Source organism: Nocardioides guangzhouensis (genome assembly GCF_004519545.1).
In the GTDB taxonomy this organism is placed as follows: domain Bacteria; phylum Actinomycetota; class Actinomycetes; order Propionibacteriales; family Nocardioidaceae; genus Nocardioides; species Nocardioides guangzhouensis.
Genome location: NZ_SDKM01000003.1, coordinates 76,823 through 101,028, shown reverse-complemented (window position 1 = coordinate 101,028; position 24,206 = coordinate 76,823). Strand labels below are relative to the sequence as shown.

General features: G+C 71.6%; 23 protein-coding genes. 13 read left to right on the top strand and 10 right to left on the bottom strand.

Annotated features, from left to right (window positions below; genetic code table 11):
• Nucleotide 1: 1 nt before the first annotated feature.
• The 4 genes from modA to glpX are packed head-to-tail and all read left to right on the top strand — an operon-like array spanning nucleotide 2 to nucleotide 3,604.
• Nucleotides 2-778, top strand: coding sequence for a molybdate ABC transporter substrate-binding protein (modA, locus tag EKO23_RS03005; protein ID WP_134713930.1), 777 nt, complete (start codon nucleotides 2-4; stop codon nucleotides 776-778).
• The gene (locus EKO23_RS03000; RefSeq protein WP_246050868.1) at nucleotides 775-1,569 is read left to right on the top strand and encodes an ABC transporter permease; all 795 of its coding nucleotides are present in this window, start codon (nucleotides 775-777) and stop codon (nucleotides 1,567-1,569) included. Before modA ends, EKO23_RS03000 begins: the two co-directional genes overlap by 4 nt.
• A 14-nt stretch (nucleotides 1,570-1,583) precedes the next feature.
• A complete protein-coding gene (locus EKO23_RS02995) occupies nucleotides 1,584-2,561 on the top strand; it encodes a sulfate/molybdate ABC transporter ATP-binding protein (protein WP_217702427.1) in 978 nt (325 codons plus the stop codon).
• 17 nt (nucleotides 2,562-2,578) lie between these two features.
• Entirely contained in the window at nucleotides 2,579-3,604 is a 1,026-nt protein-coding gene (glpX, locus tag EKO23_RS02990; RefSeq protein WP_134713926.1) for a class II fructose-bisphosphatase, read from the top strand.
• A gap of 112 nt (nucleotides 3,605-3,716) precedes the next feature.
• Here glpX and EKO23_RS02985 read toward each other — a convergent pair whose 3' ends face one another.
• Nucleotides 3,717-4,529 (bottom strand): esterase/lipase family protein, encoded by an 813-nt coding sequence (locus EKO23_RS02985; protein ID WP_134713924.1) that lies wholly within the window; start codon nucleotides 4,527-4,529, stop codon nucleotides 3,717-3,719.
• A gap of 90 nt (nucleotides 4,530-4,619) precedes the next feature.
• Between EKO23_RS02985 and EKO23_RS02980 the strand changes: the two genes are divergently transcribed.
• Nucleotides 4,620-5,546, top strand: coding sequence for an alpha/beta fold hydrolase (locus EKO23_RS02980; protein WP_134713922.1), 927 nt, complete (start codon nucleotides 4,620-4,622; stop codon nucleotides 5,544-5,546).
• A 107-nt stretch (nucleotides 5,547-5,653) separates the two neighbouring features.
• On the opposite strand, the gene EKO23_RS02975 is transcribed toward EKO23_RS02980, so the two are convergent.
• The 5 genes from EKO23_RS02975 to EKO23_RS02955 form a co-directional block, all read right to left on the bottom strand.
• Complete coding sequence (locus EKO23_RS02975; protein ID WP_134713920.1) at nucleotides 5,654-6,736, bottom strand: ABC transporter ATP-binding protein; 1,083 nt, start codon at nucleotides 6,734-6,736, stop codon at nucleotides 5,654-5,656.
• 86 nt (nucleotides 6,737-6,822) lie between these two features.
• Nucleotides 6,823-6,981, bottom strand: a complete 159-nt coding sequence (locus tag EKO23_RS02970) for a hypothetical protein (protein WP_217702426.1) — start codon at nucleotides 6,979-6,981, stop codon at nucleotides 6,823-6,825.
• Nucleotides 6,982-7,046: 65 nt separating this feature from the next.
• Nucleotides 7,047-7,937 carry a carbohydrate ABC transporter permease gene (locus tag EKO23_RS02965; RefSeq protein WP_134713916.1) on the bottom strand — a complete coding sequence of 297 codons (891 nt, stop codon included), beginning with the start codon at nucleotides 7,935-7,937 and terminating at the stop codon, nucleotides 7,047-7,049.
• Nucleotides 7,938-7,941: 4 nt separating this feature from the next.
• Entirely contained in the window at nucleotides 7,942-8,973 is a 1,032-nt protein-coding gene (locus EKO23_RS02960) for a carbohydrate ABC transporter permease (RefSeq protein WP_134713914.1), read from the bottom strand.
• Nucleotides 8,974-9,048: 75 nt separating this feature from the next.
• The gene (locus EKO23_RS02955) at nucleotides 9,049-10,332 is read right to left on the bottom strand and encodes an ABC transporter substrate-binding protein (RefSeq protein ID WP_134713913.1); all 1,284 of its coding nucleotides are present in this window, start codon (nucleotides 10,330-10,332) and stop codon (nucleotides 9,049-9,051) included.
• Between the two features lie 413 nt (nucleotides 10,333-10,745).
• Here EKO23_RS02955 and EKO23_RS02950 point away from each other — a divergent pair, with 413 nt between their 5' ends.
• Nucleotides 10,746-11,861 (top strand): LacI family DNA-binding transcriptional regulator, encoded by a 1,116-nt coding sequence (locus tag EKO23_RS02950; protein WP_134713912.1) that lies wholly within the window; start codon nucleotides 10,746-10,748, stop codon nucleotides 11,859-11,861.
• On the opposite strand, the gene EKO23_RS02945 is transcribed toward EKO23_RS02950, so the two are convergent.
• A complete protein-coding gene (locus EKO23_RS02945; protein WP_134713911.1) occupies nucleotides 11,797-13,470 on the bottom strand; it encodes a sulfatase-like hydrolase/transferase in 1,674 nt (557 codons plus the stop codon). The genes EKO23_RS02950 and EKO23_RS02945 overlap by 65 nt on opposite strands.
• 140 nt (nucleotides 13,471-13,610) lie before the next feature.
• Complete coding sequence (locus tag EKO23_RS25015; RefSeq protein WP_167880296.1) at nucleotides 13,611-13,826, bottom strand: hypothetical protein; 216 nt, start codon at nucleotides 13,824-13,826, stop codon at nucleotides 13,611-13,613.
• A gap of 172 nt (nucleotides 13,827-13,998) precedes the next feature.
• On the opposite strand from EKO23_RS25015, the gene EKO23_RS02940 reads away from it, so the two are divergent.
• From EKO23_RS02940 to EKO23_RS02915, 6 genes are all read left to right on the top strand, one after another.
• Entirely contained in the window at nucleotides 13,999-16,914 is a 2,916-nt protein-coding gene (locus EKO23_RS02940; RefSeq protein WP_167880295.1) for an ATP-binding protein, read from the top strand.
• Between the two features lie 86 nt (nucleotides 16,915-17,000).
• Nucleotides 17,001-17,228 carry a hypothetical protein gene (locus EKO23_RS02935; protein ID WP_134713907.1) on the top strand — a complete coding sequence of 76 codons (228 nt, stop codon included), beginning with the start codon at nucleotides 17,001-17,003 and terminating at the stop codon, nucleotides 17,226-17,228.
• On the top strand, nucleotides 17,221-18,975 hold the full coding sequence (gene frdA, locus EKO23_RS02930) for a fumarate reductase (quinol) flavoprotein subunit (protein WP_246050867.1): 1,755 nt from the start codon (nucleotides 17,221-17,223) through the stop codon (nucleotides 18,973-18,975). Before EKO23_RS02935 ends, frdA begins: the two co-directional genes overlap by 8 nt.
• A 2-nt stretch (nucleotides 18,976-18,977) precedes the next feature.
• Nucleotides 18,978-19,721: a succinate dehydrogenase/fumarate reductase iron-sulfur subunit gene (locus EKO23_RS02925; protein WP_134713905.1), complete on the top strand. Its 744-nt coding sequence runs from the start codon at nucleotides 18,978-18,980 to the stop codon at nucleotides 19,719-19,721.
• On the top strand, nucleotides 19,718-20,119 hold the full coding sequence (locus EKO23_RS02920) for a fumarate reductase subunit C (protein WP_246050866.1): 402 nt from the start codon (nucleotides 19,718-19,720) through the stop codon (nucleotides 20,117-20,119). Before EKO23_RS02925 ends, EKO23_RS02920 begins: the two co-directional genes overlap by 4 nt.
• Complete coding sequence (locus EKO23_RS02915; RefSeq protein WP_217702425.1) at nucleotides 20,116-20,466, top strand: succinate dehydrogenase/fumarate reductase transmembrane subunit; 351 nt, start codon at nucleotides 20,116-20,118, stop codon at nucleotides 20,464-20,466. The genes EKO23_RS02920 and EKO23_RS02915 overlap by 4 nt, the downstream gene beginning before the upstream one ends.
• A gap of 4 nt (nucleotides 20,467-20,470) precedes the next feature.
• On the opposite strand, the gene EKO23_RS02910 is transcribed toward EKO23_RS02915, so the two are convergent.
• Nucleotides 20,471-21,511: an FAD-dependent oxidoreductase gene (locus EKO23_RS02910; protein ID WP_134713902.1), complete on the bottom strand. Its 1,041-nt coding sequence runs from the start codon at nucleotides 21,509-21,511 to the stop codon at nucleotides 20,471-20,473.
• Nucleotides 21,512-21,585: 74 nt separating this feature from the next.
• On the opposite strand from EKO23_RS02910, the gene EKO23_RS02905 reads away from it, so the two are divergent.
• Complete coding sequence (locus EKO23_RS02905) at nucleotides 21,586-23,274, top strand: fumarate hydratase (protein ID WP_134713899.1); 1,689 nt, start codon at nucleotides 21,586-21,588, stop codon at nucleotides 23,272-23,274.
• A gap of 3 nt (nucleotides 23,275-23,277) precedes the next feature.
• Here the strand turns inward: EKO23_RS02905 and EKO23_RS02900 are convergent, their stop codons facing one another.
• On the bottom strand, nucleotides 23,278-24,153 hold the full coding sequence (locus EKO23_RS02900) for a MerR family transcriptional regulator (protein WP_134713897.1): 876 nt from the start codon (nucleotides 24,151-24,153) through the stop codon (nucleotides 23,278-23,280).
• Nucleotides 24,154-24,206: the final 53 nt, after the last annotated feature.

Sequence of the window (24,206 nt, the reverse complement as noted above, 5' to 3'; positions counted from 1 at the left end):
CATGCCCACCACCCTGCGTCCGCTCCGGGTCGCCCTCGTCGCCCTGCTGCTGCTCGTGCCGTCGGCCGCCTGCGGCTCCGACGACTCCGAGCCGGGCACGGACGGAGGCACCCAGACGTTCACCGTGCTGGCGGCCGCCTCGCTGACCGAGGTGTTCGAGAGCTTCGCCAAGGACTTCGAGGCCGAGCACGACGGGGTGGAGGTGGAGTTCTCGTTCGGCTCCAGCACCGACCTCGCCGAGCAGGCCGCGGACGGCGCACCCGGCGACGTGCTCGCGACCGCGGACGAGAAGTCCATGCAGGTCGCGGTGGACGCCGACGCGACCGGGACCACGCCCGAGGCGTTCGCGACCAACACGATGGTGCTGGTCACCCCGCCGGACAACCCGGCCGGGATCAAGGCGATCGACGACCTCGCTGACGCGACCTGGGTGCGCTGCGCCGACGAGGTGCCCTGCGGCCGGGTCGCGCTGGAGCTGGTCGGGAGCAACAAGGTCACCTCCGAGCCGGTCAGCCTCGAGGAGGACGTGAAGTCCACGCTCGAGAAGGTCACCTCGGGCGAGGCGGACGCCGGCTTCGTCTACAAGTCGGACGCGGTCGCGGCCGGCGACGCCGTGAACGTGGTCGAGATCGACGACGCCGCCGACCACCCCACGTCGTACTACATTGCTGCCCTCTCGCAGACCGACGACGAAGACCTGGCCCAGGCCTGGGTGGACCTGGTCACCTCCGAGGAGGGGCAGGCCACGCTCGCGGAGGCCGGCTTCTCGGCACCGTGACCAGGGACCCGCTCGGTCGCCCGCCGGCGCTCCTGCTGCTGCCGGCAGCGATCGCCACCCTGCTCCTCGTCGTCCCGCTGGCGGCGATGGTCGCCGCCACCGACTGGTCCGGGCTCGCCGACCAGCTGGGCAGCGAGCAGCTCCGCGAGGCGCTCCGCCTGTCGCTCGTGACCTCGACCGCGGCGATGCTGGTCTGCCTGCTCCTCGGGCTGCCGCTGGCCTGGCTGCTGGCTCGCGTCGACTTCCAGGGCCGCGGACTTCTGCGGGCCCTGGTCACGGTGCCGCTGGTGCTGCCGCCGGTGGTGGCGGGCGTGGCCCTGCGGACGGCGTTCGGCCGGACCGGCGTGATCGGCGAGCCGCTGCTCGAGCTCACCGGCTTCGCCTTCCCGTTCACGGTGTGGGGCGTGGTGCTGGCACACGTGTTCGTCTCGATGCCGTTCGTGGTGATCGCGATCGAGGGCGCGCTGCGCTCGGCCGACAAGGAGTACGACGCCGCAGCCGCGACGCTCGGCGCCTCCCGGTGGACCGCCTTCCGCCGGGTGACGGTGCCGTTGGCGCTGCCGGGCATCCTGGCCGGGATGGTGCTGGGTTGGGCCCGCTCGCTGGGTGAGTTCGGTGCCACCATCACGTTCAACGGCAACTACCCCGGGACCACGCAGACGATGCCCACCCTGATCTACGTCACCCGCCAGTCCGACCAGGGGGCCGCGCTCGCCGCCAGCCTGGTGATGCTGGGGGTGTCGATCACGGTGCTGCTCCTGCTGCGCGACCGCTGGCTGGGCACGCCGTGAGCGGGGCTGCCTCCGTGGGCCCGGGCCTCGACGCCCGGCTCGCGGTCCCCGACCGGCTCGACGTCGCGCTGACGGCCGCCCCGGGCGAGATCGTCGCGGTGATCGGGCCGAACGGCGCCGGCAAGTCCACCCTGGTCCGGGCGCTCGCCGGGCTGGTCCCGGCCACCGGCCACGCGCTGCTCGACGGCACCGACCTGCTCACCCTCCCCGTGCGCGAGCGCCGCGTCGGCCTGGTCTTCCAGGACAAGATGCTGTTCCCGCACCTCACCGCCCGGGCGAACGTGGCCTTCGGGCCCCGCTCGCGCGGCGTGTCCCGTCGTACCGCCGAGGCCGCTGCGCAGGACTGGCTGGACCGCCTCGGCATCGGCGACCTGGCCGGCCGCAAGCCGCGGCAGCTCTCGGGCGGGCAGGCCCAGCGGGTCGCCATCGCCCGGGCCCTGGCCGCCGACCCACGGCTGCTGCTGCTCGACGAGCCGATGGCCGGTCTGGACGTGTCGGTGGCGACGGCGCTCCGGCTGGAGCTGGCCCGGCACCTGCGCGACTACGACGGCGTCACGCTGCTGGTCACCCACGACGCCATCGACGCGCTCACGATCGCCACGCGGGTGCTGGTCGTCGACGCCGGCCGGGTCGCGCAGTTCGGCACCCCACTGGAGGTCGCCCAGCAACCGGCCACCGACCACGTCGCCCGGCTGGTCGGCCTGAACGTGCTCCGAGACGGCGAGCGGTTCCGGGCGTTCAGCCCGACCGCCGTCAACGTCGACCTCCACGAGCCGGACGGCTCCGCCCGCAACCGCTGGCCGGGCCGGATCGCCGCCGCCAGCCCGCACGGCGCGGCGCTGCGCCTGGTCGTGCACGCGGTCGGCGGCCAGGAGCTCATCGCGGACGTGACCCCGGCGGCCGCCGCCGAGCTCGGGCTGGTCCCCGGCCGGGAGGTCTGGCTGTCGGTCAAGGAGACCTCGGTCCGTTCGTACGTCGCCGCCCCGACGTGAGCCGATACGATCCGGGCATGAACGAGAGCCCGGTGCCGCCGTCCCTGTCCGTCAGCCCCGAGTCCCCCGACCGCAACCTGGCGCTGGAGCTGGTCCGGGTCACCGAGGCGGCCGCGATGGCGGCCGGTCGCTGGGTGGGCCGGGGTGACAAGAACGGCGCCGACGGCGTCGCAGTGAACGCGATGCGGGTGATGATCTCCAGCATCGGCATGAACGGCGTCGTGGTCATCGGCGAGGGCGAGAAGGACAACGCGCCCATGCTCTACAACGGCGAGACCGTCGGCGACGGCTCCGGCCCGGAGTGCGACGTCGCGGTCGACCCGATCGACGGCACCACGCTGACCGCCAAAGGCATGGCCAACGCGATCTCGGTGCTCGCGGTCGCCCCGCGCGGCACGATGTACGACCCGTCCGCGGTGTTCTACATGGAGAAGCTGGTCACCGGCCCCGAGGCCGCGGCGGTGGTCGACATCCGGCTCCCGGTCGCGGAGAACATCAACCTGGTCGCCAAGGCCAAGGGCTCCAGCCCCGAGGACGTCACGGTCGTACTGCTCGACCGGCCGCGCCACGAGAAGATGGCCGAGGACATCCGGGCCACCGGCGCCCGGATCAAGTTCATCGTCGACGGCGACGTCGCGGGCGCGATCATGGCCGCCCGGGCCGACACCGGCATCGACCTGCTGCTCGGCGTCGGCGGCACTCCGGAGGGGATCATCGCGGCCTGCGCGATGAAGTGCCTGGGCGGCACCATCCAGGGTCGGCTGTGGCCGCGCGACGACGACGAGCGGCAGCGGGCGGTCGACGCCGGCCACGACCTGGAGCGGGTGCTGACCACCGACGACCTGGTCACCGGCGACGACTGCTTCTTCGTGGCCACCGGCATCACCGACGGCGAGCTGATGAAGGGCGTCCGCTACCGCGCCGGCAGCGCGCTCACCCACAGCCTGGTCATGCGCTCGCGCAGCGGCACCATCCGCTCGATCACCTCCGAGCACCGGCTCTCCAAGCTGCGCGCCTACAGCGCCATCGACTTCGAGCACTGACCCCGCGCCGTACCCCCGCGCCTGTCAGGGAAATCAGTGGGTTGTCAGGGTTGAAACGCCTGACATCGCAGCGATTCCCCGGCCGCCCGGGGAATCGTGGGGCACGAGTGACTCAGGCGGTCGCGGCCAGCGGCTCCAGCCCGAGCAGCTCGGCGACCACCACGTCGACGACCCGGGGGTCGACGGCCATGCCGAGGTGGCTGGCGCGCACCTCGACCGGTCGGGACAGCGGGTCGACGCACGAGCGCCAGTCGACCATCCCGTCGCCGCGGGAGTAGACGCAGGTCAGCGACACCCCGGTCGGGACCGGGAGCCGCGACTCCTCGAACGTGGTGCGGGCGCACTCCCCGGCCACGCACTCCTCGGACATCAACCCGGGGATCCCGGCCCGGCTCAGCCGCACCAGCACGTCGGCCGCGGTGAGCAGCACCGGGTGGGAGGTGCCGGGAGCCAGCATCGGGCTGCCCATGGTGATCACGCCGGCCACCAGGTCGGGCCGGCGTACGGCGAGGCCGCGGGCCAGCATCCCGCCGAGGCTGTGCCCCACGATCCGGACCCGGCTCTCGCGGCGGGCGGCGATCGCCTCCAGCCGCTGCTCGAGCAGCACCGCGTTGTCGGCCATGCAGGCCACGTTGGAGCGGATCGTGGACCGGTAGGTCCGGTAGCCGTGCCGGCGCAGCGTCCCGGCCATCACCCGCAGCGACCAGTCGCCGGCGAGGAAGCCCGGCACCAGGAGCACCGGCTCGGTGGCGCGCGCGGGCGCCCGGTCGGCGTACGGCGTGGCCAGGCGCTCGCGTCGGTCGGCCACCGCCCGCAGCGCCGCACGCCCACCTTCTGGCACCACGGTCAGCTCCCGCGCCAGGCTGAGCAGCCCGGGCTGGCGGAAGCCCTCCGGCGCCAGGAACGGCGCGAGCGACGTGCGCATCTCCCCACGGTACGGCGCGGAGTGCCCGGATAGCGGGAAATCCGACCCCAGTCCTCGGCCGCCCGACCGGCCGTCGTGTTGACTGACCGCATGAGCCACGAGGACGACGTCGCCGTCTCCGAGGAGCTCTTTGCCCCGGTGAGCTCGGGCGTGGAGCTCTGCTACCAGACCTTCGGCGACCCCGGCGACCGGCCGCTGCTGCTGATCATGGGCCTCGGCGGGCCGATGACCTGGTGGGACCCGGACTTCTGCAGGCTGCTCGCGCGCCGCGGCTTCTACGTGATCCGCTACGACAACCGCGACACCGGCCGGTCCTCGAAGCAGAAGGGCCGGGTCACCCGGCTGGCCCTGCTCCGTGCCTTCGCCGGACGCCGGGTCTCCGCGCCGTACTCCCTCTCCGACATGGCGGGCGACGCCGCCGGGCTGCTCGACCACCTCGGGGTCGACGGCGCCCACGTGGTCGGCATCTCGATGGGGGGCATGATCGCGCAGACGCTCGCGATCGAGCACGCTGCCCGGGTCCGGTCCCTGACCTCGATCATGTCCACGACCGGAAAGCGGACGGTCGGCTGGCAGGACCCGAAGCTGCTGCCGGCGCTGCTGGCGCCGCGGAGCATCGAGCGCGAGGCGTACGTCGAGGGGTCGGCGAAGTTCTGGGAGATGATCGGCTCGCCCGGCTACCCGGAGGACCCGCTGCACACCCGGTCCAGGGCCGAAGAGACCTTCGACCGCGGGCTCAACGGGCCCGGCGTGCTGCGGCACATGATGGCGGTCCTCACCCAGCCCAACCGGGCCACCGGGCTGCACGCGGTGATGGTGCCGACGCTGGTCATCCACGGCATGAAGGACCGGATGGTGCACGTCTCGGGCGGCCGGGCCACGTCGGCCGCGGTGCCCGGCGCGGAGCTGCTGCTCGTCGAGGGGATGGGCCACGACCTCCCCCGCGACCTGTGGCCGACGTTCGCCGACGTCATCGCGAGCACCGCCAACCGGGCCCGGAGCCAGGCCGGCCGCTGACGGCTGGGTCACGCCCCGGGACGCGTCCCGGCACGGGAACGGCCGGCCGGATGTCCCGCACCCGGCCGGCCGCCTTCCGGAGGAAGTCTCCGTGGTCGAGGAGGCGCTCAGTCGCTGAGCCGCTCCCCGGTGTCGGTGTCGAACACGTGCACGTGGCGCGGGTCGGTGGTCACGAAGACCGTCTCGCCCTTCTGCACGTGGTCGCGCCCGCTGACCCGGATGATGACGTTCGACGGGGTGCCCTCGACCCCGCAGGTGCCATAGACGTAGGCGTCGGAGCCGAGCTCCTCGACCACCGTCACCTGCACCGGCAGGCCGTGCTCACTGTCCTTCTCGATCCGCCACGCCTCGGGCCGCACCCCGACGGTGATGTTGCCCTGCATCTTCTTCGCCGCCGCCTCGTCCACCGGCACCCGGTAGCTGCCGATCTGCGCCTGCCCGTTCTCGGCGTGCGCCTCGATCAGGTTCATCTGCGGCGAGCCGATGAACCCGGCCACGAACAGGTTCGCCGGCCGGTCATAGAGGTTCAGCGGGGTGTCCACCTGCTGCAAGATCCCCAGCTTCATCACCGCCACCCGGTCCCCCATCGTCATCGCCTCCACCTGGTCGTGGGTGACGTAGACCGTGGTCACCCCCAACGAGGACTGCAGCTTCGCGATGTCGGTGCGGGTCTGCACCCGCATCTTCGCATCCAGGTTCGACAGCGGCTCGTCCATGCAGAACACCTGCGGCTCCCGCACGATCGCCCGACCCATCGCCACCCGCTGCCGCTGACCACCCGAGAGCGCCTTCGGCTTGCGCTCCAGGAACTGCTCCAGCCCCAACAGCTTGGCCGCCTCGGCCACCCGACGCTTGCGCTCCTCCTCGGGCACCTTCGCCATCTTCAACGCGAACGCCATGTTGTCCCGCACGCTCATGTGCGGGTAGAGCGCATAGTTCTGGAACACCATCGCGATGTCCCGGTCCTTCGGCGGCAGCGCCGTGACGTCCTTGTCCCCGATGAAGATGTGCCCCGAGTTCACCTCCTCCAGACCCGCCAGCATCCGCAGCGTCGTGGACTTCCCACACCCCGACGGACCCACCAGGACCATGAACTCCCCGTCCCGGACCTCCAGGTCGATGCCCGGCACCGCCGGCTCGTCCGCACCCGGATACCACCGCTGCGCCTTCTTGAAGCTGATCGTTGCCATGACTACATCTCTCCTTCACCGGCAGGAACGTGCCGGACGATCCGTTGTGAACTCGATGAGTTGTTTCCCGTGCAGCGCCGCCGTGCTCAGTCGGAGCGCTGCCAGGCTCGGTAGGCGAGGTAGGTCAGGACCACGAACCCGGCCAGCACGATCGCTTCGCTGAGGGCGGGCTCGCCCCGGACCTCGGCGACCACGGTCACGACGAAGGCGACGACGGTGAAGAACCCGAGGATCCCGAGAACCATCTCCCATCGCTGCCGTCGGGCGCTGGGCCCCCGCCCGCCCCGGGCGGGGGCACCTCGCTGCGGCATCAGCCCTTGACACCTCCTGCGGTCAGGCCGTCGACGATCCGCCGCTGGAACAGCAGGACCATGATGATGAGCGGGATCGTGACCACGGTGCCGGCCGCCATGACCGCGGTGTACGGCTCCACCTGGGGCTGGGACCCGGTGAACTGTGCGATCGCGACCGTGACCGGTTGGGTCTTGTCGTTGCTCAGCTGGCTGGCGATCAGGAACTCGTTCCACGAGGCGATGAACGCGAGGATCGCGGTCGTGAACAGGCCCGGTGCCGCGAGCGGCAGGATCACGATGCGGAACGCCTGTCCCGGCGTCGCCCCGTCGATCTTGGCCGCTTCCTCGAGCTCCCACGGCATCTCCCGGAAGAACGCCGTCAACGTGTAGATCGTCAACGGCAGGACGAAGGAGATGTTGGGGATGATCAGCGCCTGGTAGGTGCCGAACCAGCCGATGTTGCGGAACAGCTGGAACAGCGGCGTGACCAGCGCGACGCCGGGGAACATCGAGGCGCCGAGCACGATGCCGAGCACGACGAACTTCCCGCGGAACTCCAGCCGGGCCAGGGCGTACGCCGCGAACACACCGACCGCGAGGCCGATGAGCGTGGTGCAGACACCGATGAACAGACTGTTGAGCAAGGCGCGACCGAAGTGGTTGCCCAAGTCGGTGTCGAACACCGTGCGGTAGTTGTCGAGCGTGACGTGCGTGGGGTACGGCGTGGTGTCGAACGTGTACTGGAGGTCGCGCAAGGACGTGACCACCATCCAGTAGAACGGTGCGAGTCCCCAGACCACGATGAGCGCGACGCCGGCGTACAGCCGGATCGTCTTCCAGACCGGGACCTTCGGCTGGGCCGCCTTGTACTCGGCAGAGGTGGTGCCGGTGGCAGTTGCAGTGGCCATGTCGTCACTTCCTCTTTCCGCCGGCCGACTGCTCCACGGCATTGACGCCGAGGAACTTGATGAAGACGAACGCCACGAGGAAGACGAAGAGGAACGTCAACGTGGACAGCGCCGCGGCACTGTTGAACGCGGATCTGATCTCCTCGACGACGAGGATCGACAAGGTCGTGGTGTCGTTGCCGTCACCCGCGCCACCGCCGGTCATGATCGCCGGGAGGTCGTACATGCGGAGCACGTCGAGCGTGCGGAACAACAGCGCCACCATCAGCGCCGGTTTCACCAGCGGCAACGTGATCGAGGTGAACCGCTGCCAGGCACTCGCGCCGTCGACCTTGGCCGCCTCGTAGATGTCGGCGGAGATCAGCTGGAGGCCGGCCAGGATCAGCAGCGCCATGAACGGCGTCGTCTTCCACACGTCGGCGATGATGATCGCGAAACGCGCGGCCCACTTGTCGCTGAACCAGAGGATGTCGGTGTTCAGCAGGGCGTTCGCGATGCCGTTGACGGCGAAGATGAAGTACCAGAGCTTCGCGGTCACCGCAGTCGGGATCGCCCACGGGATCAGGATGCTGGCCCGGACCAGTCCACGGCCGCGGTACTTGCCGTTCATGATCAGCGCGAACGCGAAGCCGAGCACGAGCTCGAGGGTCACGGTCACGATGGTGAAGAAGCAGGTGATCCAGACGACCTCCCAGAAGCCGGCGGCGGTGGTGCCGACCGGGCAGGAGGTGTCGCCGCAGCGCTGGAGCAGCCAGTGCGTGTAGTTCTCGAACCCGGCGAAACCGCCCTCCTGGAAGAAGCCGGTCTGCGGGTCGAGCTTGGCGTCCTGCTGGAACGACATCCAGACGGCCCGGAGCACCGGGTAGCCGATGACGATCGCCAGCAGGACGATGGTGGGAGCGATCAGCACGTAGGCGCGACGCGCCTGGTGCGGATCGATGAGCTCGCGGTCCTCGTCCCCGCCGCCCTTGCCCTTCTTCTTGAGCTTGGGTGCTTCTTCAGAGGCGACCGCCGAGCCGGTGGTCTGTGCTGACATCAGGATCCTTCCGTCGGGCGGGACCGGGGGTGCGGGGCCGCCGGGGCGACCCCGCACCACAGCCGGTAGAAGGCCTTACTGGCCGCTGGAGGACGCCGCCTCCATGGCGGCCTGCATGTCCTTGATCGCGTCCTCGGCGCTCTTCTCGCCGCGCATCGCCGCGTAGGCGTTGTCCGTGATCGCCTTGGACACCGCCGGGTAGAAGGGCGTGATCGGCCGCGGCACCGCGGTCTTGATCGACTCGAGCAGAGTCGGCAGGTAGGCATACTTCTTCACCAGCTGCGGGTCGGTGTAGAGGGACTCGAGCACCGGCGCGTTGCCACCCTTCTCGGTGTAGAGCCGCTGCTGCTCCTCCTCCATGATCCAGTTCACGAAGGCGATCGCGGTCGCCTTGTGGTCCGAGAAGGCGCTGACCGCGTTGTTGTGGCCACCGAGGGACGAGGTGCCGGGGCCGTCGAGGCCGACCAGCGGGGCGACCGCGAACTTCCCCTTGATCTTCGAGCTGCCCTCGGTCTGCGCCAGGTTGTAGGCGTAGGGCCACTGCCGCATGAACAGCAGCTTGCCGTTCTGGAAGGACAGGCGGCTCTCCTCCTCCTTGTAAGTGATGGCCGCCTTCGGGATGTTGCCGTCGGCGTACGCCTGCACCAGCGTGTCGAGGCCGTCGATGGACTCCTGGCTGTCGACGGTCGGCTTGCCCGCCGCGTCCACGATCTGGCCGCCGGCGCCGTTGATCGCCTCGGAGGCGTTCACGGTCAGGCCTTCGTACTTCGCGAACTGCCCGGCGTAGCAGTCGATCTTCGCCTTGGTGGCGATGTCGCACATGCCCATCATCTCGTCCCACGACTTCGGCGGGGTCTTCACGAGGTCGGTGCGGTAGTAGAGCATGCCGCCGTCCGAGGTCTGCGGGGCGGCGTACTGGGTGCCGTTGTAGTTGCCGGAGTCGACCACCGGCTGGAGCACACCGTCCAGCTTGAGGTCCGGCAGCGGCTGCAGCCAGCCCTTCGCGGCGAACTCGGCCGTCCAGATCAGGTCGACCGACATCACGTCGTAGTCGGCAGTGCCGGCCTGGAGGTTGCGCACCAGGTCGTCGTGCTGCTGGTTCGCGTCGACGGTCTGCTCCTTGACCGTGACCTTCTCGTCGGGGTGCTCGGAGTTCCACTTCGCGATGAGCTGGGCGACCACGCCGGTGTTGTCCTTGCCCTGGACGTAGGTGATCGGGCCCTTGGAGTCGAGGTTCTCCTTGAAGGCGGCGTTGTCGCCGCCACCTCCTCCGCCGCCGCCGTCGTCGCCGCCACACGCGGCGAGCGGGGTGACCATGAGGGCCAGGGCCAAGAGGCTGGCACTGTGCTTGATCCGCATTGCTTTCCTCCGGTTGTTGTAGGAGTCGCGAACAGCCCTGCCCAGGCCGTCGGTCGGTGTTCGGGCGGGCCTCACTGAGCAGCCACCCAGGCAGATGAACCGGACGGACGTGCCTCACGCGACGGTGAGGGCACGGACCCGCGCGGGACCCGGTTCGTCACGGCGTCGTACGACTGCGGGGCCACCACGCCGCCGGGGCGGAGAGGGTCGCCGGAGAGGTGCGAGACCATGCGCATCCTTCATCAGGGGCCGTTCACGCCGTATTAACGCAAACGTTTGCGTCTGATCGTGATGCACGTCACACTGTGGTGTCAACAGCCTCTTGGTGACGGTTCGGCATACGGACCCGCGCCGGTCGAGGCACCCCTCGGGGGTGTCCGAACGGGAAACCGGGAAGGGACGGGGATGCCCCGGTGACGAGAACCTCACAGGTCAACATGGCCGACGTGGCGCGGCGGGCCGGCGTGTCCACCGGCACCGTATCGCGTGCCCTGCGCGACCTGCCGGGGGTGGGCGACGAGACCCGCGAGCTGATCAAGGCGACCGCCCGCGAGCTGCACTACGTCATCTCCCCCGAGGCCTCGCAGCTCTCGCGTGGATCGACGGGGCGCGTGGCCATCGTGGTGCCGCGCCTGCACAACTGGTTCTACGCGGAGATGGTCTCGGCGCTCGAGCGGGTGCTGCGCGACGGCGGCCTCGACGTGCTCGTCTACCAGCTCGACGGCGAGGCCAAGCGGCTGCACTTCTTCGACGCGTTGCCGTCGCGCCGCAAGGTCGACGCGGTGGTGCTGGTCGCCCTGCCGGTGCTCACCGTCGAGGCCGAACGGCTCGACTTCATGGGCGCCCAGGTGCTGGTGGCCGGAGGCCGGATCCGCGACTTCCCGTACGTCGGCGTCGACGACCACGCGATCGGCGTCGCCGCGGTGGAGCACCTCGCCGCGCTGGGCCACCGCCGGATCGGGATGCTCCGCACCAGCGACACCGAGGGCGCCTACTGGTCCTCCGACGCGGAGCGCTCGCGCGGTTTCCACGACGCGCTGGCCGCCGCCGGGCTCCCGGACGACGAGGCGTACGTCGTCACCGAGCCGTACGCCGTCGATGCCGGCGCCCGGGCGATGCGCCGGCTGCTGGCGCTGCCCGAGCCCCCGACCGCGGTCTTCGCCTACTCCGACGAGCTCGCGATCGGGGCGCTGCGGGAGCTCCAGGTGGCGGGGATCGACGTGCCCGGGCGGATGTCGCTGATCGGCGTCGACGGACATCCCACCGCCGACCTGTTCGGGATCACCACGTTCGACCAGCACGTCGGCGACCAGGGACGCCTGACCGGCCAGCTGGTCCTCGACGCGCTGGCCCGCGGCGACGGCGCGGTGCTTCCGGCGAACCGGGTGGACTTCGACCTGGTGGACCGTGGCTCGACCGGGCCCGCCCCGGCCGGAACCGGGGCGGGCCGCGGCAAGCGCGGGGTCAGCGCGCAGCCGCGCGGCACTCGGCGGGCGCGCACCCGTCGTACAGCTCGAGGCGGCGCCTGAGGTCGCGCACCCACGGCTCGTCGTGGTCCTCGGCGAACACGTTGGTGTCCTCCCACGGCACGTCGTACCGGTAGAGCTCCCAGGCGTGTTCCGTGCCCTGCCACGAGCTGTCGAGGTCGAAGCGCACCAGCAGTCCGCGCTCGCCGCGCACCGCGACGTACGACGGGATGATGTCGATGGTGCCGCCGGAGCCCTCGTCGGTGTCGACCTCGCCGGGCTGGCTCTTCGCGTAGGTGTGCTCGAAGAACGCGTAGCGTGCGCCGGGCGCCCCGGCCGACCGCAGCGTCTCGGCGAACGACCGGCCGCTGCGGAACCTCTTGGGCCGCAGGCCGGCCAGCTCCTCGAACGTCGGCGCGAGGTCGATGTTGTTGACGAACTGGTGGCGCGACCCGGGGACGACGTCCGGCCCGACCACGACCAGCGGCACCCGGCTGTCGGAGTCGTACGGCGTGCCCTTGCCGCCGTTGAGCTGGTGCTGGCCGAGGTGGAACCCGTTGTCGGAGGTGAGGAACACGTAGGTGTCGGGACCCGCGGCCTCGCGCACCTTCGCGAGCAGACGGTCGATCGACTGCACCATCCGCGCGCGGTCGCGGTAGCGGGTCAACGCCTGCTCGCCGGTCAGCGAGATGTCGTTGGTCCGCCAGGCGGGTGCCGGCTCGGTGCGCCCGCCGTGCAGGTAGGTCGGTGCATTGTCGTCGCGCGGGTCGTCGTACCCGACGAGGTCGGCGAGGGTCAGCGCGCCGCACGGCCTCGTCCCGCAGCTGCCACCCGTCGGGTCGCCGGCCGGCGCGCGGTCGGCGAACGCCGACGGGAACTGCGGGCTGTCGGGATAGGCCCTCTGGAGCTGGCTGTGCGGGCCGTACGTCGCGATCTCGAGGAAGTACGGCGCGTCGCCGACCTCCGCCTCCTCCAGGAACTGGACCGCCTTGCGGGACGTCACGTTCGTCGCGTACGCACGGTCGAGGTCGGCCACCGACGAGTCGCGCGGCGGCTTCGGGTGGTTCTGCAGCTGCACATCCCCGGCCTCGTCGAGGTAGGTGCTCTTGTAGCCCCAGCCGTTGTAGCCACCGCCGAGGATGGCGTTCCACGTCGACCAGCCGGGCACCTTCGGCGGCAGCAGGACCCGACCGCCGGCGTTGCCGGTCTCGTAACCGTTGAGGAACTTCCCGACGAAGCCCGTGGTGTAGCCGTTGTCCTGCAGGGCAACGGAGAACTGTCGCTCCGCGTTACCGTTCGCGGCGAACGCACGGTAGCCGCCGATCGGGTGGTCGAGGTCGTTCGGGGTGTTGGTCAGGACACCGGTCTGGTGCGGTGTCTGCCCGGTGAGCAGCGCCGCCCGGGAGGGACAGCACAGCGAGTCGATGACGAACGCGTTGTCGTAGACGGCACCCTCGGCCGCCATCTGCTGCGCGTTCGGCATCGTCGCCAGCAGCTCGAGGGAGAAGTCGTCCATCAGGACCAGGACGATGTCGGGACGTGCGTCGGGCCGGGCGGGGGCGGGGATCTCCCCCGGCGCCGCCTGACCCGCAGGTGTGACGAGCTGCCCGCCGAGGAGCATCGCCGCACCGGCCACCAGGATCCCGAGAAGGGTGGTCGTGCGAGGTCTCACGTCATGCCTCCATTGTCTAGTGAGTCACTAGAGTTTGGAGCATGCAATGACCGGTGGCAACTCGACACGACATCCCGCGGCACCCGGCGGCCACGGCCCCGTCGCACCGCCCGCGGCGCTGAGCCTCCTGCCCTCTCGGGTCAGTGACGGGCAACGAGGTATGCGGCCATCTCCATCTTGCGCACCGCGACCACCTCGTCGATGTCCGTCGACGACCGGAGGGAGAGGGGCGGGCAGCCACAGTTGCCTGCTTCCTCCTGGTCGGCCGCGACCGAGGCTCTGAGGAGCCCGCTGCCGAGGATCGCCAGCGAGGCCAGGACGGCGAGGGATCCGGTGCGGACGGCGGTGGTGCGCATCTCCGTGCTCCTTCCGGGCGGCGGACACCTCCACCGTCGGAGCGCCGTACGGCGGGTTGACGGGACTGGACAGAACTGGACAGAGACCACGGGTTCCGCTCCTGCTGCACTGGTCAGGGCGGGCCATGGACACCCCTCCGATCGCGCGGGGATGCTGGGAATGAGGGTGACCATGGGAGTCCTGACGCGACCGGACCTCCCGCCGGGTACGGGGCGGGACCTCGTCGAGGCACTGCACGACCTGCACCACCGGGCGGGACGGCCCAGCCTGCGCAGCATCGCCGGCTACGTCGGCTGCAGCCCGACCACGGTCTCGGCGGTGTTCTCCTCGCCGCGGCTGCCGACGTGGGGCGTGCTGGAGCTGGTCGTGGAGTCGCTGGGCGGGGACGTCGAGATGTTCCGGACGCTGTGGCTGGCCGCCGACGCCGCCGAGGGCGGGGGCTCCCCCGGGTCCCTGGTCCCGGTCGCCGGGCGGAAGGACGAGCTGCGGGCCGTGCGGCTCCACCTGGTCGGTGGCCGCGGCCTGCTCCTGGTCACCGGCGAGGCCGGGATCGGCAAGTCCCACCTGGTGCGCGCGGCCACGGCCGCGGTCGACGGCGAGGTGTTCGTCGCCAAGGGCGCCTGCCTCCCGCTGTCGGCCGCCGTACCGGTGCTCCCCGTCAGCGACGCGTTGCGGGCGGTCCACGACGTCGACGGCGGTCGGTGGCTCGGAGAGGCACTGGCCGGCACCGCGCCCTACGTGACCGAGGCACTGGTTCCGTTGCTCCCCGAGCTCGAGGCCGCGCCGCAGCACACCCCGCAGGAGGACGCCTGGTCCCGGCACCGGATGTCGTTGGCGGTCGGCGCCGTGCTGGCGGCGCTCGCCGACCTCCGGCCGCTGGCCGTCGTGGTGGAGGACCTGCACTGGGCCGACCCCGCAACGCTGGACATGCTCGAGCACCTGCTGGCCCGTGGTCCCGCCGTACCGGTGGTCGGGAGCTGGAGGACCGACGACCCGACCACCGCGCAGGCGACCCTCGACTGGTTCCAGCGCGTGACCAGGCTGCCCGACGTGGACGCGCTGCCGTTGGGTCCGCTGAGCGAGGACGAGACCGCCGAGCAGCTCGCACTGCTCGGTGTCAGCACTGCCACCGCCGGCCTCATCCACCGCCGCAGCGCCGGCCAGCCGCTCTTCACGGAGCAGCTCGCCGCCCAACCCGTCGGGGCGCCCATGCCCAGCCTGCTCGCCGACCTGCTCGACCGGCGGCTGGCCGACCTGGACGGCCCCGCGTGGCGCGTCGCCCGCACGCTCGGGGTGGCAGACCGGTCACTCGACGACCGGATCCTGGCCGACGCCGCCGGAGTCACCGGTACCGAGCTGAGCGGCGCGCTGCACGAGCTGGCGGACCGTCGTCTGCTGCGGGTCGGCAGCACCCGGCTCGTGGAGGTGCACCACCCCCTGCTCGCCGAGGCGATCCGCCGCCGGCTCGTGCCCGGCGAGCTGGCCGACGAGCACCGCCGCCTGGCGGAGGGCCTGGGACGGAGACCGGACGTCTCGCCCGCCGAGGTCGCCGAGCACTGGCAGCGGGCCGGCGTCCCCGCCGAGGAGCTGACCTGGCGGGTCGCCGCGGCCCGCGCCGCCGCCCAGCGGTACGCGCTCGCCCAGGCAGCCGACCAGTGGCTGCGCGTGCTGTCGCTGTGGCCTGACGGCCTGCTCGAGGCCGGCGATCCCCCGATCCGCAAGCCGGAGGTCTACGACGCCGCCATGGAGATCCTGTGCTTCCTCGACGTCCTCACCGGGTGGCAGGTCGCGGAGGCGGCCCTGCGCGACCTCTCGGACCCCTCCGACCCGGCCGCTGCAGGGACCTTCCGACGTGCTGCCTACATCCGGTGCTGGCTGGGCGACCCCGACGGCGCCCTGTCCCTCGTCGACCGCGCCATCGCCCTCCACGAGGGGCGCCCGCCCTCGCCGGCGTACGTCGACGCGCTGCACGTGCGCGACCAGATCCTCGACGCTCTCGGCCGCTACGAGGAGGCGCGCGCGACATCGGCACGTGCCCGCGAGATGGCGGCCGGCCTCGACATCCCCACGACCTACCGGAACATCCTCATCCGGGAAGCCATCCACCAGTCCGACGTCGGCCATGCCGACCGCGCGCTCGCGCTGCTGGGCGAGGCGGCCCCCCGGGCCGGCGACCGCCCCGATCCGGGAGCCGACATCCATCTGGCGGTGACGCGCACCGCCGTCCTGACGGACATGGGGCGACCGGTCGAGGAGGTCCTGGCCGCGGGCACCAGCGGGCTGGAGGCCGCGGCGGCCTGGGGGATCGAGACCCGGCCCGTGCTGATGATCCGCGCCAACATGGCAGCGGCCCTGCGCCTGTCCGGGCAGGTCGGGCGGGCAGCGGCCCTCATCGACCCGCTGATCTCGGACGATCCGCCGACCCCAGAGACCTCCTGCGTGCACGCGGAGCGTGCGTGCGTCGACGTCCTCCGCGGACGGTGCGCGGACGCGCTCTCGCGGTTCACCGCGCTCGCCGACTTCCGGGACGGGCTCATCTCCAACCGGCTCGAGGACGTGCGGTACGACTCCGACGCCCTGCTCTGGTGCGGCCAGCACGACCGTGCGCTGGCTCTCCTGACAGAGGTCCTTCAGGACGGCCTGCCCACGGACGCCGCGATCATGGCCGGTGGCCCGCTCGTGCTGGCTGCGCGTGCGACGGCCGACCTCGCGGAGCGCTCCGCCACCACGGACCGACTCTCCTGCGCCCGCGAGCTGCGTCGGCTCCTTGGTCGGGCGCGGTCATCCCCCTTCGCCGAGCGCCCGACCCACGCGGCCGGGCCTGCTGAGGGCACCACGTGGGCCGCCGAGCTGGCCCGGCTCACCCAGGACGCCACGGTCGAGCAGTGGACCCGGGCGGCGGCCGCGTGGGACCGGCTGCACCGCCCGCACGACGCGGCGTACTGCCGCTGGCGCGGAGCGCAGGTCGCCCTCAGGGAGGGCCGCGCGACGCTGGGCGGGCGGCTGCTCCGCCGGGCGGCCACCGACGCGCGCGAGCACGTGCCCCTGTCCCGGGCGATCGAGGCGACGGGACTTGCGCGCACCTGACCCCGCGCACCTCTTCACATTCCGGACACCGAGGGGCAGTCTGGACAGACATCCCGGATCCGTCCCGGCGCTCAGAGAGGTGGGCCGTGACATCGACGATCACCAGCTTCGAGGCCGTCCGTGCACCCTGCGGGAAGCAGCACGGCGGCGAGCAGTTCACGTCCGAGGACCAGCAGGGCCTCGTCACCGTCGACGTGCGCTACACGTGCGGCTGCCACAGCCACCGTGAGGAGTTCCACGACGGCAGCGTCCACTTCATGACCGTCAACCACCACGGGAAGGTGCTGGTGGACGAGGAGCTGCGGGGTGAGTGACGACCCGATGGTCGCCACGCACGACGTGCTCCTGATCGGAGGGGGTGCTGCCGGCCTGCGCGCCGCCATCGCGGTGGCCGAGACCGACCCGGGCCTTGACGTAGCCGTGGTCTCGAAGGTCTACCCGATGCGCAGCCACACGGTCTCCGCGGAGGGCGGCGCGGCCGGGGTGATCGCCGAGGGCGACACCATCGACGAGCACATCTACGACACCATCTCGGGAAGCGACTGGCTCGGGGACCAGGACGCCATCGAGTACTTCGTGCGCGAGGCCCCGCGGGAGCTGCTGCGGCTCGAGCACTGGGGCTGCCCGTGGAGCCGGCAGCCCGACGGCCGGGTCGCGGTCCGGGCGTTCGGCGGCATGAAGAAGATGCGGACCTGGTTCGCGGCCGACAAGACCGGCTTCCACATGCTGCACGCGCTGTTCCAGACGTCGCTGAAGTACCCCGCCGTCGCCCGGTACGACGAGTGGTTCGTGACCCGCCTGCTGGTCGACGACGGGCGGGTCCACGGCGTGGTCGCGGTCGAGCTCCGCACCGGCCGGGTGCGGGGGATCACCGCGAAGGCGGTGGTCCTCGCCACCGGCGGCTGCGGGAAGGTCTTCCCGTTCACCACCAACGCCAACATCAACACCGGCGACGGCATGGCCCTGGCGTACCGCGCCGGCGCGCCGCTCAAGGACATGGAGTTCGTGCAGTACCACCCGACCGGGCTGCCGTTCACCGGGATCCTCATCACCGAGGCCACCCGGGCCGAGGGGGCCTGGCTGGTGAACAAGGACGGCTACCGCTACCTCCAGGACTACGACCTGGGGACGCCGACCCCGACCCCCGAGCTGCGCAGCATGGAGCTGGGGCCGCGCGACCGGCTGTCGCAGGCGTTCGTCCACGAGGAGGCGAAGGGCCGCACCCTCGAGACGCCGTACGGGTCCGTCGTGCACCTCGACCTGCGCCACCTGGGCGCGAAGCTGATCGACACCAAGCTGCCGTTCGTCCGCGAGCTGTGCCTGAAGTACGAACGCATCGACCCGGTGCGCGAGCTGATCCCGGTGCGTCCCGTCGTCCACTACATGATGGGCGGGGTCCACACCGATGCCGACGGTGCGACCGGTCTCGGTGGCCTCTACGCCGCCGGCGAGACCGCGTGCGTGAGCATCAACGGGGCCAACCGGCTGGGCTCCAACTCCCTGCCGGAGTGTCTCGTGTTCGGCGCCCGCGCCGGCCGCGCCGCCGCGGCGTACGCCGCCTCCGCCGGGCCGCCTCCCCCGTCCGTCGGGAGCCAGGTCACCGACGAGACGCGTCGCCTCGAGCGGGACCTGCTCGGCCGGCTCCCCCGGGACGACTCGATCGCCGCGATCCGCACCGAGATGCAGACCACGATGGAGGCGGCCGCCGGGATCTACCGCAACGGGCCGGACATGGCCACGGGTGCCGACACGCTCCGCGAGCTCCAGGACCGGGTGGGTCGCGTCGGCGTCCGCGACACCAGCCGCACGTTCAACACCGAGCTCGTGGCCGCGCTGGAGGCCGCGAACCTGCTCGACGTCGCCGAGTGCATCCTCAGGTCCGGGATGCACCGCGAGGAGTCGCGCGGTGCCCACCAGCGCACCGACTTCCCCGACCGGGACGACGAACGGTTCCTGCACCACCACGTGGTCACCCGCGGGCCGGACGGCACGCCGCGTGTCAACCGGCTGCCGGTCACCATCACCCGCTGGCCCCCGGGCGAGCGCGTCTACGGGAGGTGAGCATGGCTGACGAGATCCGCGTCGAGGTGGCGCGCTACCGGCCGGACAAGGACCGCGAGCCCGGCTGGCAGGAGTACGACGTCCCGCTGCGCACGGACTGGACGGTGCTGGACGCGCTCAACCACGTGAAGAACGAGGTGGACAGCACGCTGGCCTTCCGGTGGTCGTGCCGCATGGGCATCTGCGGGAGCTGCGGCATGAACGTCCAGGGGGAGCCGCGCCTGAGCTGTGCGACCTTCCTCACCGACTACGCCCCCGGACCGGTGCGGGTGGAGCCGCTGGCCAACTTCCCGGTGGTCCGGGACCTCGTGGTCGACATCGACGACTTCCTGGAGAAGCTGCCCCGGGTCAAGCCGTGGATCATCCGCGACGAGGAGAAGTCCGTCGACGACGGCGAGTACCTCCAGTCCCCCGAGGAGCTCGAGGCCTACCAGCAGTTCAGCATGTGCATCAACTGCATGCTCTGCTACGCCGCGTGCCCGGTCTACGGCCTCGACCCGGACTTCGTCGGCCCGGCCGCGATCGCCCTCGCCGAGCGCTACGACCTCGACTCCCGGGACCAGGGCGCCCGGCAGCGGCTCGACGTCCTGATCGAGGCCGAGGGCGTCTACGGCTGCACCTTCGTGGGCGAGTGCACCCGGGTCTGCCCCAAGCACGTGGACCCCGCCGGCGCGATCCAGCGCTACAAGCTCAAGGCCGCGCAGGAGTCGGTCAAGGCGTTCCTGCTACCGAGGGCGTTCCGGTGAGCCGCGCGACCGGGGACGACCTGTCCTACCGGCGGCCGGTGCCGTTGTGGTGGTGGCTGCACAAGCGCACCTACTTCGTGTTCGTCATGCGCGAGCTCAGCAGCATCTTCATCGCCTGGCTGGTGCTCTACCTGCTGCTGTTCGTCCGCGCCGTGGGGCGCGGAGAGGCGGCGTACCAGGACTTCCTCGACGACGCGGCCTCGCCGTGGCTGGTCACCCTCAACGTGATCGCGTTCGCGTTCATCGTCCTGCACACCATCACCTGGTTCAGCCTGACGCCGCAGGCGATGGTCGTCCGGGTCCGGGGGCACCGCGTGCCGGGTATCGCGATCATCGCCGGGCAGTACGCCGCGCTGGCCGCGGTCACCGCCTTCGTCGCCTGGCTGGTGCTGTCGTGAAGTTCCGGATCGAACCGTTCGTCTGGCTGGCCTTCAGCGGGGGTGGGGTGCTCGCGGCGCTGTTCATGCCGGTGCTGGCTTTCCTCTTCGCGCTGGCGTTCCCGCTGGGCTGGATCGACCCGCCATCGCACGACCACCTGGACGCGATCGTGTCGAACCCGTTGACCTTCCTGGTGCTCTTCGGCCTGTTCGTGGTGATGCTGGTCCACGCCGCGCACCGGTTCCGCTACACCCTGTACGACGGCCTGCAGATCAAGCACCGGGTGCTGGTCGGCACGCTCTGCTACGGCGCGGTCCTCGTCGGCGCGTTCGCCTGCCTCCAGTTCCTGGGCGGGGCGACCCAGTAGGCGGTCAGGCTGCCTCGGCCCGGAGCTGCCGGGCCACGGTGACCGCGGCGGCCCGGCCGGCCCGGTTCGCCCCGATCGTGCTCGCCGACGGGCCGTAGCCGACGAGCTGCACCCGCGGGTCCGCCACCGCGGTGGTGCCGTCGAGCCGGATGCCGCCGTGGGACGAGCGCAGGCGCAGCGCCCCGAGGTGGGCGACCGCCGGCCGGAAGCCGGTGGCCCAGAGGATCACGTCGGCCGGCTCGTACGACCCGTCGGCCCAGCGGACGCCGTCCGGCTCGACCCGCTCGAACATCGGCCGTCGGTCGTAGGCGCCCAGGTGCTCGGCTGCCCGCTCCTGCTCGCGGAGCGCGAGCCCGGTGACGCTGACGACGCTCGCCGGCGGCAGGCCCCGGCGTACCCGCTCCTCGACCAGCGCCACCGCCGCCCGTCCCGCCTCCGGGTCGAAGTCGCCGGTGCGCCACACAGGCGGCCGCCGGGTGACCCAGACGGTGTCGGCGACCGGCGCGATCTCGCCGAGGAGCTGCACCGCGGACGCACCACCGCCGACCACGACCACCCGGCGTCCGCGGAAGTGCTCCGGCCCGGGGTAGTCGACGGTGTGCAGCTGCTCGCCCCGGAACCGTTCGATGCCCGGGTAGTGCGGGACGAACGGGCGGGTCCAGGTGCCGGTCGCGTTCACGAGCGTGCGCGTGGTCCAGCGTCGGTCGCCGGCCCGGACGACGAGGAGGTCGCCGTCGGAGGTGACGTCGTCGACCACGACAGGGCGGACGACCGGCAGCCCGTGCTCACGCTCGTACGCCTCGAACCAGCCGGGCAGCACGTCGTTCGCGCGCCGGCCGTCCCGTTGCGGCGCCGGGGACCCGGGCAGATCTGCGATGCCGTGCACGTCGTCCATCGTCAGCGAGTCCCAGCGGTGCCGCCAGGCACCGCCGGCGGCGTCGTTCGCGTCGAGCAGGACGTGGCCGACGCCCAGCCGGAGCAGGTGGTACGACGCGCTGAGGCCGGCCTGGCCGGCCCCGATGACGACGGACTCGTGGAGGTGCACACCAGCCGAACGCCCGCGGGTCCGTGACTATGCCCGCCTTCAGGAGGACCGCGTCCGCGGCGTAACCTGCCGACGTGAGCACCTCCCCTGCGTTCCTCTACTCCGACCTCCTCCCCACCGGCGCCGACGACACGCCGTACCGCCTGGTGACCACCGAGGGGGTGTCCACGTTCGAGGCCGGCGGCCGCACCTTCCTCCAGGTCTCCCCCGAGGCCATCCAGCGGCTCACCGCCGAGGCGATGCACGACATCAGCCACTACCTGCGGCCCGCGCACCTCGCACAGCTGCGCCGGATCATCGACGACCCGGAGTCGTCCGGCAACGACCGCTTCGTGGCGCTCGACCTGCTCAAGAACGTCAACATCTCCGCCGGCGGCGTGCTGCCGATGTGCCAGGACACCGGCACCGCGATCGTCATGGGCAAGAAGTCCGAGGGCGTGCTCACCGGCGCCGACGACGGCGAGGCGATCAGCCGTGGCGTGTACGACGCGTACACGAAGCTCAACCTCCGCTACTCCCAGCTCGCCCCGCTGACGACGTACGAGGAGAAGAACACCGGCACCAACCTGCCGGCGCAGATCGAGATCTACTCGACGCCACAGACCTCGGGCAAGCCGGAGTTCAAGTTCCTGTTCATGGCCAAGGGCGGCGGCTCGGCGAACAAGTCGTTCCTCTACCAGGAGACCAAGGCGGTCCTGAACCCCCAGCGGATGCTGGAGTTCCTCGACGAGAAGATCCGCTCGCTCGGCACCGCCGCCTGCCCGCCGTACCACCTCGCCGTGGTGATCGGCGGCACCAGCGCCGAGTTCGCGCTGAAGACCGCGAAGTACGCCTCCGCGCACTACCTCGACAACCTCCCGACCGAGGGCTCGATGTCCGCGCACGGTTTCCGCGACCTCGCGCTCGAGGAGGAGGTCTTCAAGCTGACCCAGTCGTTCGGGATCGGCGCCCAGTTCGGCGGCAAGTACTTCTGCCACGACGTCCGCGTCGTGCGCCTCCCCCGGCACGGCGCCTCCTGCCCGGTGGCGCTGGCGGTCTCGTGCTCGGCGGACCGGCAGGCGCTCGGCAAGATCACGCCGGAGGGCGTGTTCCTCGAGCAGCTCGAGACCGAGCCGGCGCACTACCTGCCCGACACCGAGACGCAGCACCTCGCGGAGTCCGGCGACGTGGTGAAGGTCGACCTCACCCAGCCGATGGACGAGATCCTCGCCGAGCTCACCAAGCACCCGGTGAAGACCCGGCTGTCGCTCACCGGCCCGCTCGTCGTGGCCCGCGACATCGCGCACGCCAAGATCAAGGAGCGGCTCGACGCGGGCGAGGAGATGCCGCAGTACCTCAAGGACCACCCCGTCTACTACGCCGGACCGGCCAAGACCCCCGAGGGCTTCGCGTCGGGCTCGTTCGGGCCGACCACGGCCGGCCGGATGGACTCGTACGTCGAGCAGTTCCAGGCCGCGGGCGGGTCGATGGTGATGCTGGCGAAGGGCAACCGGAGCAAGCAGGTCACCGAGGCCTGCAACGCGCACGGCGGGTTCTACCTCGGCTCGATCGGCGGGCCGGCGGCCCGGCTCGCGCAGGACTGCATCAAGTCCGTCGACGTGCTGGAGTACCCCGAGCTCGGCATGGAGGCGGTCTGGAAGATCGAGGTCGAGGACTTCCCCGCGTTCATCGTCGTCGACGACAAGGGGAACGACTTCTTCACCGACCCGTCGGGCGCGGTGACCGTGCCGCTGTCCGGCATCCGGGTGCGCTCGAAGGAGTAGGTCTCAGGCCAGGCCGTCGGCCAGGTCGGCGGCCAGCGCGGCGGCGGCCGGTCCGACCAGGTGGCCGAGCCGGTGCGCGCCGCTCACCGCGTGCTGGTGCCCGCCGCCGACGTTCACCGGCAGGTCCGGGTGCGCGGCGGCCAGCGCGGCCACGGTCTCCCGCACCGCCACCACGTCGTCCGAGGAGGGCACGCCCAGCACCGCCGCGGCCGGCCGCTGCTCGGCCACGACGGCGACCCAGCCGTCCGGCGGCAGGTCGCCCCCGACGTAGACCACGTCGCCGCCGGCCCGCCGCAGCGCGGTCGCGAACGCGAGCACCCCGAGCTCGTGGCGGGAACCGCGGGCCAGCCCGACCACCACCCTCGGGCCGCCACCAACGGGCCCTGCGGCGTCGTACGCCGCCGCAAGCCGGCGCTGCACGCTGGCGCTGACGAGGTGCTCCCCGGCCACCAGCACGGCCCCGTGCCGCCAGGCGGCGCCGAGCCGGAGCAGCGAGGGCATCAGCCAGCCGTCGACGACCTCCTCGAAGGTGCCGAGCGCGAAGCCCGCGTCCAGGGCCGCGTCGAGGCCCGCGACGTCGAAGGTCGCGGCCACCCGGGCCAGCGCGTCCACGTCGCCGATCGGGGTCACGCCCGGATCGGGGGCGTCGTCGGTGCCGGCCTCCTCGTCCGCCAGCACCCGGGCCGCCGCCTGGCGTGCGGACCAGCCCGCGCCGACCAGCGCCCCCATCGCCCGGAGCCGGCGCAGCGACGCGTCGTCGTAGAGCCGGTAGCCGCCCTCCGACCGCGCCGGCGACACCACGCCGTACCGCCGCTCCCAGACCCGCAACGTGTCGGCCGGGATGCCGGTCAGCGTGGCCGCGTGCTTGACCGTGTACACGTCAGGGAGTCTAGACCGAACCTTGGACAAACTCTGGACAAAGCGCGATCGAC

Coding starts and splice junctions, on each gene's coding strand:
- EKO23_RS02940 (WP_167880295.1), top strand. CDS start 13,999: ATGGGAGTCCTGACGCGACCGGACCTCCCGCCGGGTACGGGGCGGGAC.
- EKO23_RS02985 (WP_134713924.1), bottom strand. CDS start 4,529: ATGCGCACGTCGCTCGCGCCGTTCCTGGCGCCGGAGGGCTTCCGCCAG.
- glpX (WP_134713926.1), top strand. CDS start 2,579: ATGAACGAGAGCCCGGTGCCGCCGTCCCTGTCCGTCAGCCCCGAGTCC.
- modA (WP_134713930.1), top strand. CDS start 2: ATGCCCACCACCCTGCGTCCGCTCCGGGTCGCCCTCGTCGCCCTGCTG.
- EKO23_RS02925 (WP_134713905.1), top strand. CDS start 18,978: ATGGCTGACGAGATCCGCGTCGAGGTGGCGCGCTACCGGCCGGACAAG.
- EKO23_RS02965 (WP_134713916.1), bottom strand. CDS start 7,937: ATGGCCACTGCAACTGCCACCGGCACCACCTCTGCCGAGTACAAGGCG.
- EKO23_RS02960 (WP_134713914.1), bottom strand. CDS start 8,973: ATGTCAGCACAGACCACCGGCTCGGCGGTCGCCTCTGAAGAAGCACCC.
- EKO23_RS25015 (WP_167880296.1), bottom strand. CDS start 13,826: ATGCGCACCACCGCCGTCCGCACCGGATCCCTCGCCGTCCTGGCCTCG.
- EKO23_RS02980 (WP_134713922.1), top strand. CDS start 4,620: ATGAGCCACGAGGACGACGTCGCCGTCTCCGAGGAGCTCTTTGCCCCG.
- EKO23_RS02955 (WP_134713913.1), bottom strand. CDS start 10,332: ATGCGGATCAAGCACAGTGCCAGCCTCTTGGCCCTGGCCCTCATGGTC.
- EKO23_RS02970 (WP_217702426.1), bottom strand. CDS start 6,981: ATGGTTCTCGGGATCCTCGGGTTCTTCACCGTCGTCGCCTTCGTCGTG.
- EKO23_RS02975 (WP_134713920.1), bottom strand. CDS start 6,736: ATGGCAACGATCAGCTTCAAGAAGGCGCAGCGGTGGTATCCGGGTGCG.